The sequence below is a fragment of the Anaerophaga thermohalophila str. Valhall genome (assembly GCF_000250735.1).
Lineage (GTDB): Bacteria > Bacteroidota > Bacteroidia > Bacteroidales > Marinilabiliaceae > Anaerophaga > Anaerophaga thermohalophila_A.
The window spans coordinates 1-16,956 of record NZ_AHZV01000324.1 but is presented as its reverse complement, the minus strand read 5'-3'; the positions used below and the strand labels follow the sequence as shown (position 1 = coordinate 16,956).

Annotated in this window: 9 protein-coding genes; all 9 read left to right on the top strand. The window is 43.2% G+C overall.

Annotated features, from left to right (window positions below; all coding sequences use genetic code 11):
- Window positions 1-309 precede the first annotated feature (309 nt).
- Complete coding sequence (locus OQ5_RS0116690; RefSeq protein ID WP_016778585.1) at window positions 310-2,220, top strand: alpha/beta hydrolase-fold protein; 1,911 nt, start codon at window positions 310-312, stop codon at window positions 2,218-2,220.
- A 50-nt stretch (window positions 2,221-2,270) separates the two neighbouring features.
- Window positions 2,271-2,537, top strand: coding sequence for a hypothetical protein (locus OQ5_RS23930; RefSeq protein ID WP_218054562.1), 267 nt, complete (start codon window positions 2,271-2,273; stop codon window positions 2,535-2,537).
- 8 nt (window positions 2,538-2,545) lie between these two features.
- Window positions 2,546-4,807: a glycoside hydrolase family 9 protein gene (locus OQ5_RS21440; RefSeq protein WP_218054561.1), complete on the top strand. Its 2,262-nt coding sequence runs from the start codon at window positions 2,546-2,548 to the stop codon at window positions 4,805-4,807.
- 246 nt (window positions 4,808-5,053) lie between these two features.
- A complete protein-coding gene (locus OQ5_RS0116680) occupies window positions 5,054-6,565 on the top strand; it encodes an alpha-N-arabinofuranosidase (RefSeq protein WP_016778584.1) in 1,512 nt (503 codons plus the stop codon).
- Window positions 6,566-6,581: 16 nt separating this feature from the next.
- Window positions 6,582-10,397: a glycoside hydrolase family 3 C-terminal domain-containing protein gene (locus OQ5_RS0116675; protein ID WP_044108013.1), complete on the top strand. Its 3,816-nt coding sequence runs from the start codon at window positions 6,582-6,584 to the stop codon at window positions 10,395-10,397.
- 190 nt (window positions 10,398-10,587) lie between these two features.
- Window positions 10,588-11,691: an alpha/beta hydrolase-fold protein gene (locus tag OQ5_RS0116670; protein ID WP_016778582.1), complete on the top strand. Its 1,104-nt coding sequence runs from the start codon at window positions 10,588-10,590 to the stop codon at window positions 11,689-11,691.
- A gap of 22 nt (window positions 11,692-11,713) precedes the next feature.
- Window positions 11,714-12,871, top strand: a complete 1,158-nt coding sequence (locus OQ5_RS0116665; protein ID WP_016778581.1) for an alpha/beta hydrolase-fold protein — start codon at window positions 11,714-11,716, stop codon at window positions 12,869-12,871.
- A gap of 182 nt (window positions 12,872-13,053) precedes the next feature.
- Complete coding sequence (locus tag OQ5_RS0116660; RefSeq protein WP_026055356.1) at window positions 13,054-14,622, top strand: carboxylesterase/lipase family protein; 1,569 nt, start codon at window positions 13,054-13,056, stop codon at window positions 14,620-14,622.
- Between the two features lie 199 nt (window positions 14,623-14,821).
- Entirely contained in the window at window positions 14,822-16,930 is a 2,109-nt protein-coding gene (locus OQ5_RS0116655) for a hypothetical protein (protein WP_016778579.1), read from the top strand.
- Window positions 16,931-16,956: the final 26 nt, after the last annotated feature.

Sequence of the window (16,956 nt, the reverse complement as noted above, 5' to 3'; positions counted from 1 at the left end):
CGAGCGTAACGCAGCAAATGGTACTTTATGGACAGACACTAATTAGGTCAATAAAGTAAATTACAACAGTCCGTTAAATTTTTGCAATACGTTGCAAACCAATTGCTTGCGATTAACAGGTTGTACTTGTTAAAATGCAGTATATCAAGATTATATGAAACGAGCATGGCAAGGGTTCCCACAACAAAAATATGTATAAATGCTTGCATGCGAGTTCCATCAGACCAATAACTTAGGCATAATTTATACTGATGAATCATCTTATATCTTATATCTAAAAATCTAACAATCTATTAAAATTATATACTAATGAAAAATACAGTTCTATCCCTCTTTTTGCTACTTGCGCAATTTACTATTGCTCAAAGCCCGGTTAAGCCGGCATCAACAGGATTTGACATTTTTAGCCCCGGAATTTCTCACGGCAAAACCGACACCATCACCTACCCGTCAAAAACTGTCGGAAATGAACGAAAAGCCCTTATTTACATACCTCCGGGCTTCGATAAAGGCAAGAAGTATCCCGTTCTCTACCTGTTGCATGGCATCGGCGGCGATGAATTTGCATGGACGAAAAACGGAAATGCAGGCATCATTCTGGATAACCTGTATGCACAGGATAAATTAGAACCTATGATTGTGGTCATGCCCAATGGGCGGGCCATGAAAAACGACCGTGCCGAAGGCAATATCTTCAGCCCTGAAAGAGTAGAAGCATTTGCTACATTTGAAAAAGACCTGATTAACGATTTGATTCCTTTCGTTGAAAAGAATTACCCTGTAAAAAAAGACCGTGACCACAGGGCCATAGCCGGTCTTTCTATGGGGGGTGGCCAGTCCCTTAATTTCGGACTGGGCAATCTCGACAAATTTGCCTGGGTCGGTGGTTTTTCTTCTGCCCCAAACACAAAAAAACCAACCGAACTGGTTCCTGAACCAAAAAAATTGAAAAATGAACTTAATCTTTTATGGTTGTCTTGCGGCGATAAAGACAACCTGCTCCAAATAAGCAGGAATGTTCATGATCATCTGAATCAATCGGATGTTCCTCATATTTTCTATGTCGATCACGGCTACCACGATTTTAACGTGTGGAAAAACAGTTTGTATATGTTTTCCCAGCTTCTTTTCAAGCCGGTGAACGAAGCACATTTCGATGACATAAGCAATGTTGGACGACCAGCCGAAACAAATGTTCGGTCAGCAGAATATCCAAAAATTCATCCCGACGGAACAGCCACTTTCCAAATAAAAGCACCTGACGCAGAAAAAATCCAGTTGGATCTGGGACAAAAATATGACATGAATAAAACCGAAGAAGGCATCTGGCAGGTTACCACCGACTCGCTTGTTGAAGGTTTTCACTACTACTCCCTGATCATTGACGGAGTGGCCGTGGCCGATCCTGCCAGCGAAACTTTCTACGGCATGGGACGAATGGCCAGCGGTATTGAAGTGCCATTCAGTGGAGATGATTACTACACCATCAAACATGTCCCCCACGGTGACATCCGAATTAAACGCTACTATTCAGAAATTACCAATAGCTGGAGACAGTTTTATATCTACACTCCTCCCGGGTACGATGATTCCGAACAGGAATATCCGGTTTTGTACCTCCTGCATGGCGGTGGAGAAGACCAGCGCGGATGGGCCACACAGGGAAAAACAGACCTGATTCTTGACAACCTTATTGCAGAAAAAAAAGCAAAACCCATGATCATTGTGATGATGGATGGCAACATCCCGGCGCCCACTTTCGGTGAAGCGATGCTGTCCATTTTTGAAAAAGAACTCACAGAAGCGGTTATTCCGTTTGTAGAAAGTAACTACAGAACAAAATCCGGTGCTGAAAACCGGGCGCTTGCCGGTCTATCAATGGGAGGAATACAAACCCTTTATGCCGGAATTTACAACACGGAAATTTTTTCCAGCCTTGGGATTTTCAGCTCAGGATGGATAATAGGCCCACATAACGATATTGCCAATGCACAATACAAATTCATGGGTGAAAATAGGGATAAAATTAACAGCAACCTGGATCATCTGTGGATTTCAATGGGAGGTAAAGAGGACATTGCCTGGAAAAACTGCCAGGTGATGATGTCCAAATTCGACGAGCTAAACATTGATTACACCTACACCGAGTATCCCGGCGGGCACACCTGGCCGGTTTGGCGAAATAACTTGTACAATTTCGCCCAGATCCTCTTTAAATAAACAACGATCAAAATAATATAACACATTAACAACAAACTAAACACACAAAAATGACTCTCAACAATAATAATCTACGCATAACGCTATTGCTACTAATATTCTCTGCCTGTAGCATTTTTTCATTTGGACAAAAATTACAACTCAACGAAAAAGAGTATTTTGAAACAACCGGATTAAATGTTCTGGTTTTCAACAACGAATACAATGGAATGTTCTTCGATGAAAAACAGCCGGTATTGAACTCATCCATCATGGTGTCAGAACTTCAACAGGAGGTGCTGTCAGACTTCAAAACACCCCTGAACAGTGGGATTTAATCCCTACGTTGGTAGAAAAAACAGTCGATAAAGACAACAAAAGCATAAAATTCACATTACGGTATGAGGCTTATGATTTTGATTCAAAAATCACAGTAACTCCGAAAGGCAATGGTTTTCAGATAGCCATATCGCTGGACAAACCACTTCCGGAGGAATTAGAAGGTAAAGCGGGTTTTAACCTAGAATTTTTGCCTTCAGCATACTTCGAAAAAAGCTACCTTGCAGATGGGAAACCGGCAAATTTTCCGCTATACCCGTCAGGTAATACAACCATTAAACCACTAAAAAACAAGATTCCCCAGTATGCAGGACACAGCACTTTTGACGATCGCGGCCTTAAAGAATACATCGAACCCAAACCATTGGCCAAAGGAAACACCCTGGTTTTGGCTCCTGAAGATCCCGAAAGATATATAAGGATTGAATCGGACTCGGAAATAATGCTTTTTGATGGTCGAAATCTTGCACAAAACGGGTGGTTTATTACCCGAAGCATATTGCCCGCCAACCAAACCGGTGAAGTTTTGAAATGGTATGTGGAACCACAAACAATCGAAAACTGGGTACGAGAACCTAATATTGGTTTTTCCCAGGCCGGATACCATCCCGATCAAAAGAAAGTCGCAGTTATTGAACTCGACACAAATGATACTCCACTTAAACAGGCATCCATTTATAAAGTAACTGCATCAGGAGAAAAAGTAAAACATCTGACTGTTGATGTAGAAGAATGGGGAAAATATCTGCGCTACAATTACCTGAAAGTGGATTTCAGTTCTGTCAAAGAACCCGGGCTGTACTGCATCCAATATGGAAATCAAACAACCAATACATTCTCCATTGACAATAATGCTCTTGAAAATGTATGGCATCCAACGTTAGATGTTTTTCTGCCGGTACAGATGGATCACATGACAGTAAACGAAGCCTATCGTACCTGGCATGGAGAACCGTTTAAAGATGATGCCTTGCAGGCACCTGTAAACATTGAATTCTTTGATGGTTACAGTATGGACTCGGTAACCGACACAAAGTATAAACCTCTGGAGCGAATCCCCGGCCTGGCCGTTGGTGGCTGGTTCGATGCAGGCGATTATGATATCCAAACCGGCACGCATTGTCGTACCATTCAGAGCCTGGTAGATACATGGGAATACTTCAAAGTCAACCGGGACCAGACTTTTATTGATCAGGAAACCCGGTACGTTGATATCCACCGTCCCGATGGCGATCCGGATATTCTTCAGCAAATTGAACACGGCACCCTGAACCTGGTGGCACAGATGGAAAATATCGGGCATCCTGTTCGGGGAATTATTGTCCCCAACTTGCATCAATATCATCACCTGGGAGATGCATCTACCGAAACCGATAATTTGCCTTACAATCCGGAACTCGAACCTTACGAAACGGATGGAGTGAGTTCAGGAACCCTGGATGACCGCTGGGCCTTCACCAACCGCAACCACATGCTTGACTTTTCAACGGTTGCAGCTCTTTCTGCAGCCAATAGAGCATTGAAAGACTACAACAGTGAACTGGCTGATAAATGCCTCCGTCTGTCCAAAAAACTTTATTCTGAGGCTGCTGAAATAATGAAAACCGCCAAACCAAACAGATTTTCAAGATGGGGGCGTTTTAATGAAATAGCTGCAGTACTTCAATTGTATATTGCCACAGGAGAGAATTCTTATGCAGAGCGTTACGAGGAACTTATCTGGCCAGCGTTGGAGGAGTCATCAGAATGGACACTGTCTATGGCGCTTCAGGCACTTCCCCATATGGATGAAGACTTTAAAGAAAAGCTTGAAAAATACGTAGCTAAACACAAAGCCGAAATCACCGAATTAGAAGCTGAAAATCCTTATGGAGTCCCGATTTCTACAAGAGGATGGGCCGGAAATTCAGGTGTCATCGATTGGTCAATCACCAACTACATGGCCTACAAAGCCTTTCCCGAAATCATCGAAAAGGAAGATGTCTACAAAGGATTGAATTACTTATTTGGATGCCACCCTTATTCCAATATCTCTTTTGTTTCTGCTGTGGGTACCCGCTCCAAGAAGGTTGCCTATGGAAGCAACAGAGCCGATTTCAGCTTTATTGCAGGCGGCGTGGTGCCGGGAGTATTGATATTAAATCCCGATTTTCCCGAAAATAAGGAAGACTGGCCGTTTTTCTGGGGAGAAAACGAGTATGTCATCGATATTGGTGCAGCCTATATTTATCTGGCCAATGCAGTTAATGATTTGTTAAACGAAAAATAAACCTAATACCTGCCTGATTAATCATAAATAGTGTGTGTCTATAAACTCACAAAAATATGTTCACAATATGTGTGTCTGTTCAGAAAGTGCCAGTTGCAAGGCTTGCGAAGCCGCCAAAACCGGAGTTTACTAATCGTAAATGAGGATTTTGGCGGCGAGCGTAACGCAGCAAATGGTACTTTATGGACAGACACTAAATAATCAATTCCGATAATTCATGAATAAATCAGGCAAAAACGAAAAGTTATGAAACTTCTCAAGAATACCTGTCTTTTCTCTTTAGTGTTATGCTTGTTTTCCGGCATTCTTACTGCCCAGGAAACCGCATTAATAAAAATCGATCCCGACCGAAAGATTGACGCCATTGATCCCAATATTTATGGGGCGTTTGTTGAGCCAATACGAACGGTAGTATATGGAAATATTTATGATCCTGAATCCCCTTTTGCCGATGAAAATGGTTTTCGGAAGGACTTCATTGATCTTATAAAAGAATTGAACGTTCGTAACGTCCGTTGGCCCGGAGGAAATTTTGTTTCAGGTTATAACTGGGAAGATGGCATCGGTCCGAAAGACCAGCGCCCGGCCAAACTTGATCTGGCATGGAAACAAATTGAAACCAACCAGATGGGAACCGACGAATATGCTAAATTTTGCAGCCTGATCGGTGCGGATAACTTTCTGTGCATCAACGCCGGGACAGGTACGCTTGATGATGCCCGCAACTGGGTAGAATACTGTAATTACGAAAAAGGGACTTACTATTCCGACCTGCGAAGAAAATATGGCAATGAAGAGCCCTTCAATGTTAAATACGTGGGGCTTGGAAATGAAATAGACGGCCCCTGGCAAATAGGACAAAAATCTGCGGAAGATTATTGCAAATTTGCACTGGAAGCCGGAAAACTTATAGCGCTTATCGATGAAGACATTAAGCTCGTTGCTTCGGGTTCTTCACTATATCGCCCAGGAAACAAGTGGGTTGACTGGAATGAATACGTTCTGGATAAAATGGTGGGAAAAATTGACTACATCTCGATACACCGATATGCCAGTGAAGCCCTCCCGGGAGGCAGAGAAAACGATGTTTTTTCAGACCACATGTCACTGGGACTGGAAATAGATGAAAAAATAGAAACCACACAGGCTTCCATTCAAAAAGCAATGGTAAAATCCGGTTCCGAGCGTCCGGTTTATATCTCTTTTGATGAGTATTCACCAGGTTTTGGCGGAATTAGAAGTGCTTTATTGCTGGCCCAACATCTGAACTCGTTCATTCGCCATGCCGATATTGTAAAAATGGCCAACATCACTATGATTACAGGCCTGACAGGACATTCGCCTGAAGGTGTTTTCAAAAATTCCCTGTTCCATACATTCGATCTCTATTCCAACAATGCGCTTGGCACTGCTCTGGATGTTTATACTGACACACCATCCTACAACAATAAGATTTTCGACAACATCCCCTATCTGGATGTGACAGCAATATTTAATGAATCGGATAGGAAAGTAATTGTCAATGTGGTAAACAGACATGAAACAGATGCAATCGAGACAAAAATCGATTTACAAGCCGGGAAATACACAGGCAAAGCTACTGTTAAAGTAATTAATGCCGATAACCTGGAAGCCAGAAATACCATCGATGAATCTCCTGTTTCAGTAGAAACCGATCAAATAAACTTTAAAGGGAACGTCATCAAACATACTTTTCCTGCGCATTCATTTACTCAAATCGAAATCGCGACGAAATAATCTTTAAATTTTTGTTATGCAACGTTCAATAGCAAAACTGTTTTTTCTAACCATTGTCAGCGTCTCCATTATGGCTTTCATCCCCGGCGGGGAACATACCAAAAAGCCAATATACCTGAACACCGCCTATTCATTCGAAGAAAGGGCAGCTGACCTGGTTTCGCGAATGACCCCCGAAGAAAAACAAAGTCAGTTTGGCAACACCATGCCTGCCATCCCGCGATTGGGAGTCAACTCCTATAATTTCTGGGGAGAAGCTCTGCACGGAATTATGGGTCGAAATAATAACAGCGGAATGACCGCCACATCATTTCCTAATAGTGTAGCAGCAGGTGCTACCTGGGATCCTGAATTGATTAAGCGGGAAACCAAAGTCATTTCTGATGAAGCCCGCGGGTTTAATCATGATTTGATTTTTACACTCACATACTGGTCGCCTGTTATTGAACCGGCCAGGGATCCCCGTTGGGGCAGAACTGCTGAAACGTTTGGTGAAGATCCGTTCCTGGTTTCAGAAATCGGGAAAGGGTTTATTCAGGGAATGATGGGTGATGATCCCCGGTATCTAAAGACCGTCCCCTGTGGAAAACACTATCTGGCCAACAATACCGAGTTCAATCGTCATTCGGGTAGTTCTGATCTGGATCAAAGGGACATGTATGAATATTACCTCCTGCCCTACCGGACACTCATTCGCGATTACAATCTTCCTTCTATTATGACAGCATACAATGCCGTAAACGGGGTTCCGGTTTCAGCCAGCAAATTTTTGGTGGATACGCTTGCCCGTAAAATATATGGGCTGGATGGATATGTAACCGGCGATTGTGGCGCAATTGACGACATTGTAAGAGGACATCATTATACCGATGATTATACCCGGGCGGCAGCAATGGGTATCAGATCAGGTGTTGATATTGACTGTGGAGGTGTCTATCAGGAACATGCACTGAAAGCATTGGAAGAGGGATTAATTACTCAGGGCGAAATTGATAAAGCCCTGATTAACATTTTTACCATCAGAATGCGAACCGGCGAATTCGACCCCAAAGGCATGGTTCCTTACGCGGGCATCAAACCCCATAAAGTAAATGATCCTTCGCACCATGATCTGGCCATTGAAATGGCAACAAAAACACCTGTTCTGCTGAAAAACAACAAGATAGCAAAATCAGAAAATAAAGCGTTGCCTATTGATTTGTCCAAAATCAGTAAAATAGCCGTTTTAGGCCCTCAGGCCAATTTGGTAGAACTGGGAGATTATTCAGGCCCGGTCGAACCCGATTTGAGAATCACTCCGCTTGACGGAATTCAAAATTATATTAAGGAACATAACCTGAATACAGAAGTTGTTTCAAAGTCTGGCGGTAACACAGAGAAAAGCACAGATTTTTTTACCATTTCCAATTTTTCAACCGTCACTACAGACGGCAGCATTCAGGAATTCGATGCTACTAAATTTGATAAATCAGCCAAAGGTTTGATTACTGCTGAACGTTTTGGACATACGACTGTAAGTGGCATAAAAGATGGTGACTGGACTTTATATGAAAATATTGACATTACCGATGTAGATTCTATCCGCTTCAACATGATCATTGCCGAAGATGGCGGATTATTGGAAGTACGCGTCGGGTCTGCTACCGGAAATGTTCTGGCATCAAAAAAAATAGTATCCACAAACAAGGGAAATAACAATTCATGGTTCAGACGGCCCGAAACAGTGCCTGTTAAAATCAACACCCTGGGAATAACAGGGCCGCAAACACTGGTGCTTGTTTATCACGAACCGGAACCCGATGGCACCGACCAGGAAACACTGGATATGGCCGCTTCTGCAGATGTGGTTTTGGTTTTTGTCGGAACCGACCAATCCACCGGAAGAGAAGAGTCGGATCGTTTCTCTATCTCACTTCCCGGCAATCAGAACCAGCTGATTAAAGATGTGGCTGAAGCCAATCCCAACACAATAGTGGTGATGCAAACTATGGGGATGGTAGAAGTTGAAGAATTTAAAAATCATCCCAATATCAAAGGTATTATCTGGACAGGATATAACGGACAGGCACAGGGAACCGCTATGGCAAAAATACTTTTTGGGGATGTCAACCCCGGAGGAAAACTCAATGTTACCTGGCATAAATCGCTTAATGACATTCCTGATTTTAACGATTATACCCTGAGAAAGGGCGATGAGAATAATGGCCGAACATATTGGTACTTCGACGATGAAGTATCTTATGAGTTTGGTTTTGGCCTTTCATACACCACCTTCGAGTACAGCAATTTTGAAATAAGCCAGACCAATATTACACCAAACGATAAAATTACGGTAAGTGTTGATGTAAAAAATACCGGTAAGGTTGATGGTGATGAGATCGTTCAGATTTATGTAAGAACGCCTGACAGTCCGGCTTCACTTAACAGACCGATCAAAAGACTGAAAGGCTTCAAGAGAGTTACCATTCCTAAAGGTCAGGTTAAAAGAGTTCATATTGACATCGACTGTGAAGACCTGTGGTTCTGGGATGCAGAAAATGGTCAAATCACTTTTGACAAGGGGAAATACATTTTTGAAATTGGTGCTTCTTCAAGAGACATCAAAGGTACGGTAGAAGCCACCTTGCAAGGCAGGTATAAGCCCGAACTTGTCAATGTTGTTGCCGAAAGCGACAAAATTGTTCTGAAGCCTGGTGACGTAATCCAAACCAACGTAACAGCTGCCATGTCAGACGACAGCTTTTATGACATCAACAAAGCTGCCGTAACATACAGAAGTAATAATCCCGCAGTAGTAAGTGTTGACCAAAACGGAGAAGTGACAGCTACCGGTGTCGGGGTTGCGTCTGTATTTGCAGATGTTACTATCGATGGAAAAACGATATCTGACAGTTATCCTTTGAAAGTAATGCCCGATTTGACACCAAAAACCATTTCTGTAAATGGAGAAATCATCCCGGATTTTGACAAAGAAGAGAAAGCCTACAGTTATCTATTAAAGAACAAATCAAAAACACCAAAAGTAGATGCAAAGGCCGTTAGTGATCAAATCAGGGTAGATATTCAACAAGCCAAAGATATCCCCGGAACGGCCGTGGTCACTTTCGTAGATGACATCACACTTGAGAAAAACATTTACTATGTCAATTTTGATGTAAAATCTGTTAGTGACGAGTTTAATGGCTCTGAAATTGGTCCGCAATGGGAATGGTTACGGGAAAACCCATCAAACCACAGTCTCTCAAAGAAAAAGGGTGCTCTTACCATCACCAGTGAACCCGGAGGCCTATCGGAAAACACAAACAATGCAAAGAACATATTGCTCCAAAGTGCCAATTCCGACTGGACCATAGAGACAAAACTGGTGGGTTCAAGGATGCCTTCACAGCCGGAAAATGCAGGAATTATTGTTTATCAGAATGGCGAAAACTTCATTAAACTGGTGCACCGGGCTGTTATCAAAACCACCCGTGTCAGGGAACCCCAACCGGGAACTATCGACCTTGTGATGGAAGAAAACGATATTTCCAAATCACTGGCTTCTTTTAAACTCAAAAAACCTGTAACAGAAGACAATGAGCTAATTCTTAAACTCACAAAAAAAGGAAGTATCTACACCGCATATTATTCTGTTGATAACGGTGAAAACTTTGAAACCCTGGGCACTGCCGAACTCCTGCTTAAAGATATTAAAGCAGGGCTTATGGTGGCAGACGGCACTATTGCAAATTACATGAAGAGTACTTTCTGGTTTGATTCTGACACAACAAAACCGGATTTACCTTTTGATGTTTCGTTCGATTATTTCCGTATCAAAAACATTAGTGAATGAGTATTTTGAAGGCAAGCGTAACGCAGCAAATGGTCATTTATGGACAGACACTAAATAGTTGAAAAACGAAAAGTGCTTTTCGTTGCATTACGCTCGCACCTGGCACTTTTTGAACAGACACACATTGTGTAAAAATTTAGCAAATTTTTAAAACAGACACTATTTACTAACCAAATAATCAAGAATTACCATGAACTACAAAATCAATTTGCTTTTAGCTACTTTTTTAATGACCGGCAGCTTTTGTTTTGCCCAGTCGGATGAAAAAGTAATCGAAGATTTTGAACCTTCGTCAGTAAACCAACCGGGGCATGAATACCCCATGGTCAACTCCCAGGGACGTGTACGTACCCAAATATTTGCACCCGATGCCAAATATGTGCAACTTGACATTGGTGGAGTAAAATACGACATGGTAAAGGATGAAGAAGGAATATGGACCGGCGAATCGGCCCCCCAGGATGTCGGATTCCACTACTATCAACTGAATATTGATGGCGCTTCGGTTCCCGATCCGGGAGCACTTTTGTATTTTGGCGCTTGTCGCTGGGGCAGCGGTATTGAAATACCTTCCGACGATCAGGACATATTTGCAGTTAAGGATGTTCCGCATGGTCATGTGCATGAAATCCTTTTCCCGTCGGAAAGCACCCGGACATCACGCAGAGCTTTTGTTTATACCCCTCCGGGATATGAAAAAGAAACTTCAAAAAGTTATCCTGTTTTGTATCTGCAACACGGCTATTGCGAAAACGAGACATCATGGTCCAGGCAGGGACATGCAAATTTAATCATGGACAATCTGATTGCCGAGGGAAAAGCCAAACCATTCATTATTGTAATGACTTATGGTATGACCAATGAAATTGAATTCGGTGGTCTGCGCGACTTTGATATCAAGCCCTTTCAAACCGTATTGGTAGATGAACTGATCCCTTATATCGATTCTCATTTCCGCACCCTGGCAAACCAGGAAAACCGAGCTATGGCAGGCTTGTCAATGGGTGGTTTCGAAACAAAGTTGATTACCCTGAACAGACCAGATGTGTTTTCATATTACGGTCTTTTTAGCGGTGGCGTATATAAGCCGGAAGAAATCAAAGACCATGAAAACCTGAAGCTCGTTTTCATAAGCTGTGGCAGCAAGGAACGTCCTGAAGGTGTTAAAAATGCCGTTAGCGAATTAAAAGATGCCGGGTACAATGCTTTTTCTTACATATCGGAAGGAACTGCCCACGAATTTCACACCTGGAGAAGAAGCTTGCATCAGCTTGCTCAATTGCTGTTTAAATAATTGTTTTCCGAAGTAATTTATTATGAAATACATACAATCACTATTAGTAATCTTTGCCCTGTTCATCGGTAGTATTGCCACTGCTCAAACCGACAAAGTTGTTGAAGATTTCAAACCTTCATCGGTCAACCAACAGGGCAAAGAATTCCCCCAGGTTAACTCTGAAGGACGCGTCCGGGTGCGCATCGAAGCACCGCAGGCAAAGAAAGTTCAACTGGATATTGGTGCAGTAAAATATGATCTAACCAAGGATGAAAATGGTGTCTGGACAGGAGAATCGGCTCCACAAGACGAAGGCTTTCATTACTACCAGCTCAATATTGACGGCGCTTCAGTACCCGATCCGGGAACCAGGTATTTTTACGGTGCCGGTCGCTGGGGTAGCGGCATTGAAATCCCGGCTCATGACAGGGATTTCTACGCTTTAAAAAAAGTCCCGCATGGCCTGGTAAGCGAAAACCTTTATTATTCTGACATCACCGAATCGTGGCGACGCTGTTTTGTTTATACACCTCCCGGATACCACAGAGATTTAAGCAAACGCTACCCGGTACTTTATCTTCAACATGGCAGTTTTGAAGACGAGACCGGCTGGTCGAACCAGGGACATGCCAACCTCATCCTTGATAATCTGATTGCCGAAAATAAGGCCGTTCCAATGATCATTGTGATGGACAATGGATATGCATTCAAAGCACAGGAAAATGGAACAACCGGCCGTCCGGCTATGGTATTCGAAGAAGTGATGATGCAGGAAATTATCCCCATGATTGATGCCCGTTTCCGTACGTTAGCCAATCGAGAGAATCGTGCTATTGCAGGTCTTTCAATGGGGGCAAATCAAACCATGCGCATTGCCATGAACAATCTTGACCACTTTGCATACTATGGGGGATTTAGCGGTACAGCCAATTATCCTAGTTCTGATGAAATTGATGTGGAAACATTTTTAGACGGAGCGTTCGCAGATGGTGAAAAAGTGGATGAACAATTAAAAGTATTGTGGTTGGGATTGGGCACAAAAGAACCTGAACCTTTTCCGGAATCAATAGGTACATTCATAAATATGCTGAAAAAACAAGGCATACAATACGAGTATTACGAATCGCCCGAAACTGCACATGAATGGCTCACGTGGCGCAGGAGTCTTTATCAGTATGCCCAATTATTATTTAAATAGTGCCAGTCTCAATAAACCGTTAAAAAAAGTACTAAACGCAGAGACGCAATGACGCAAAGTATTTTTTATGAGCAATTTGAGCTCCGAAGTTCAGACTGCATAAGCAACTGATCACCAACTACTTTAAAATGCTTAACGCAATGTCATTACTCTATATTAAATCTTTATTAAATCATATACACATGAATACCCTAAAGACTTCATTAGTAATACTTCTAACAATTTTGGTGGCATCATGCACAAACCAGCAAAAGCCAGGCCAGGTGCAGGTAGAAGGCGGCACCATTCAGGGAACAGTCACCGAAGACCTGACCATCTACAAAGGCATTCCTTTTGCAGCTCCTCCGGTAGGAGATTTGCGATGGAAAGCACCACAACCCGTTGAAGCCTGGGAAGGCGTAAAGCAAACCACCGAATTTGCTCCTGCCCCGATGCAGGGTGGAAATCATCCTTCGGGAAAAAGCGAAGACTGCCTCTACCTGAATGTTTGGACACCGGCAAAATCTGCAGATGAAAAACTTCCTGTTATGGTTTGGATTTACGGCGGCGGTTTCAGTTTTGGCTCCACCTCCGCACCTGTCCATAATGGAGAAAACCTCGCACGTAAAGGCGTAGTGCTTGTAAGCATTGCTTACCGGGTAGGACAAATTGGCTTTCTGGCTCATCCCGAACTCAGTGCCGAAAGTCCCAACGGGGTTTCGGGCAACTATGGGATACTCGACCAGATTGAAGGACTGAAATGGGTGCAAAACAACATTGAAGCATTTGGTGGAAACCCCGATAATGTAACCATCTTTGGTGAATCCGCCGGAGGCATCTCCGTGAGTATGCTTTGCGCATCTCCTTTAGCCAAAGGGCTGTTTCACAAAGCTATTTCTCAAAGCGGTGGTTCTTTCGGGCCCACACGTCCAACAACGTATCCAGGCGAAAACATGAAAACCCTGGAACAGGCTGAGCAGGATGGAATTAAATATCTGGAAAAATTTGGCGTCTCTTCTATTGACGAACTTCGCAAGGTTGATGCCGAAAAACTGATTCCTGAGGGTTGGACAATGCCCGGCAGCTGGCCGGTGGTTGACGGATATGTAATTCCCGATGATCAGTACAAATTATATGAAGCCGGGAAGTACAATGATGTTCCGGTATTGATTGGTTATAATTCTGACGAAGGACTCAGTTTCCCGGCTGGTCGCACGCCTGAAGAATACATTGAAACGGTAACCGAACGTTTTGGCCCTTTTGCCGACAAGCTTCTTGAAGCCTATCCGGTTGGAGAAAACTCCGTACCTCGAAGTGCCCGAAACCTGATGCGTGATGCAGCCTTCGGCTGGCCCACTTGGAGCTGGGCCCGTTTGCAGAGCAAAACCGGAAAATCACCAGTTTACCTCTACTATTTCGATCAACATCCAGAATATCCTGAAGATTCACCTCAGGCCGACCATGGAACCCCACATGGTGTGGATGTACCCTATGTTTTTATGAACATGGATACATCCAATCCCAACACAACAGAAGCCGATGTAAAAATATCAGAAATCATGGGAACGTATTGGACCAATTTTGCCAAAAATGGAAACCCGAATGGCGAGAATGTCCCACAGTGGCCGGCTTTCAGTAATGACAATCCGAAAGTAATGTATCTGAAAACGAATCCGGAAACCGGGCCCGTTCCAGATGAAGAATCACTAAAAGTTCTGGATGCTTACTTTGAATGGAGACGAACACCTGAAGGACAGGAATGGGCTAAATAGAAGTGTCTGTCCATAAAGTGCCATTTACTGTGTTACGCTCGTCCGAAAATTACTCATTTACGATGAGTAAACTCCGTATTTTCGGACTTCGCAAGCCTTGTAAATGACACTTTCTGAACAGACACATGATTAGAAACAACTTTTGCCTAATTTATAGACGGACACTAAACAATAACTAAAATCAAAAAAAATATCCATCATGAACAAATTAAACTTCTCACTTAAAGCGTACTTTTTTCTGTTGGTTGTGATCTCTGTAACCTTCTATTCCTGTACGGGAACAAAAACCAATAGTAATCAGCAGGGAACCGTTTCATCCTCTTCGCAGTATGTCCACTATAATGGAGGAAACCCATATCTTCCTTTATGGGAGCATTTACCCGACGGAGAACCCCGTGTTTTTGAAGACCCTGACAATCCGGGAAAATACCGGGCTTATATTATAGGATCCCACGACGTAAGGTATGATAGTTACTGTGGCCCCGACATCAGAATGTGGTCAGCCCCTGTCGAAGACTTATCCGACTGGCGCGACGAAGGCCCGATTTTTACTTATGAAGTGGATAATCAATGGGATGTGATGTACGCACCCGACCTTGTTGAAGTAAAAAGAAAAGACGGTACTAAAGAATATTACCTTTACCCGCACAGCCGTGGCTGGAACCGTGAAGCCATGGTATGCAAGGGGTCCCGACCGGATGGCCCGTTCACTCCCATCAATCTTACAGAAGATGGTACACGCACCATACCCGGAAGCATTATGGGATTTGATCCTGCAGTTTATATTGAATATATAACAGACCCTGATGACCCCGATTATGAAATCGGCTTCAGAGCTTATGGATACTGGGGTTTTCAACGATCAATGGCAGCCCAGCTGGATCAGGAAACCATGTATTCGGTTCGTCCCGGAACCGAGGTGATTGATTATTTCCTGCCTGCCAGTTCCAGATACGGAGAAATAAGGGATCCCGAGGGTACAGAATATCCTTGTATCTACGAGGGAGAAGACTTAGGAAGATTTAACTTCTTTGAAGCTTCATCGATCCGTAAGGTGGGAAATAAATACATTACCGTTTACAGTGGCTATTCAGGTCCCGACTATGGAGTCGGAAGCTCCAACTCCACATTGCGTTATGCAGTTGGAGATACTCCACTTGGACCGTGGAAAAGCGGAGGCGTTCTGGTGGACTCTCGTGGTATAGTTCCGAATCGTGACGGATCAGCTCTGCAAATAACCAACGGGGGCCATAACACCCATGGCAGTATTGAAGAAATAAACGGACAATGGTATGTGTTTTACCACAGGCCGCCACGTAACTTTGGCTTCGCACGTCAGCCAATGGTTGCACCCATAACCATCGAGTGGGACGAGAAGCCGGTAGCTGAAGGCGGAGGTGCCAGAATAAGAGCTTTTGACCCTTATGCTGAAAACAAAATATGGACAGCAAAAGACAACCAGGGAAATGAATATACCGGAGCAGAAGTAACTTCCGAAGGCTTCCACATATACGGGCTCGATCCTTACCAGTATTACTCCGCTGGTTACGCATGTTATCTTTCCGACGTGGGACTTCAGCAGGATTCGTGGGATATCTGGGACAACCACATGCCCATTACCAATGTCAAAAATGGTAATATTATAGGATATAAATATTTTGGTTTTGGCGGACTCGATGAAAATAAAAAAGGGCTGAAAGCCTTTGAAGGTACAAAAGAAGGGAATGAAACAGCCTTTAATCTTTTTCTTACCCCAAAAACCGACAAATCTTTCAGAGTTAATGTTTGGCTGGATGGACCATGGGACAATGAAGTCTGGAACGGAACAAAAATGGGTGAAATTGTTGTTCCTGCAGATGCCACACAAGAAACAACAAAATTTACGGTTGATGTTTCAAAGTTTGTAGATCATCTGGACCAAAAACATGCGATATTCCTGGTGGCAGAAGGGAATGAACAGGAAGAACTTTTCGATTTAGCCGGACTTGGTTTTAGCTCAAAAAACAAGCAAATTGAGCGTCCGGTTCCACCAACGGTAAGCATCGAAGTTAATGGCGAGGCCATTGAGGTACCCAAAACACCGGTCAGATCAACTAATGAAAACGGCATTGTCGGGTACGGACTGTATGAAACAACAGTTACTCTACCAGCAAACACAACCCAAATTCCTAAGGTGGAAGCATCAGCAGACAATGCAGATGTAAAAATAGATATCAGGCAGGCGGAATCAACTTCCGGTGAAGCTGTTGTGAAATGTGATTATAATGGTATTGTAAAAAAATATAATATTGTATTTTCGAATAAATAATTTATGAGTGCGGTATAAAAAGCATA

Bases quoted from the DNA above. Each gene is read 5' to 3' on its own strand.
- OQ5_RS0116690 (WP_016778585.1), top strand. From the start codon at position 310: ATGAAAAATACAGTTCTATCCCTCTTTTTGCTACTTGCGCAATTTACT.
- OQ5_RS23930 (WP_218054562.1), top strand. From the start codon at position 2,271: ATGACTCTCAACAATAATAATCTACGCATAACGCTATTGCTACTAATA.
- OQ5_RS0116680 (WP_016778584.1), top strand. From the start codon at position 5,054: ATGAAACTTCTCAAGAATACCTGTCTTTTCTCTTTAGTGTTATGCTTG.
- OQ5_RS0116675 (WP_044108013.1), top strand. From the start codon at position 6,582: ATGCAACGTTCAATAGCAAAACTGTTTTTTCTAACCATTGTCAGCGTC.
- OQ5_RS0116670 (WP_016778582.1), top strand. From the start codon at position 10,588: ATGAACTACAAAATCAATTTGCTTTTAGCTACTTTTTTAATGACCGGC.
- OQ5_RS0116665 (WP_016778581.1), top strand. From the start codon at position 11,714: ATGAAATACATACAATCACTATTAGTAATCTTTGCCCTGTTCATCGGT.
- OQ5_RS0116660 (WP_026055356.1), top strand. From the start codon at position 13,054: ATGAATACCCTAAAGACTTCATTAGTAATACTTCTAACAATTTTGGTG.
- OQ5_RS0116655 (WP_016778579.1), top strand. From the start codon at position 14,822: ATGAACAAATTAAACTTCTCACTTAAAGCGTACTTTTTTCTGTTGGTT.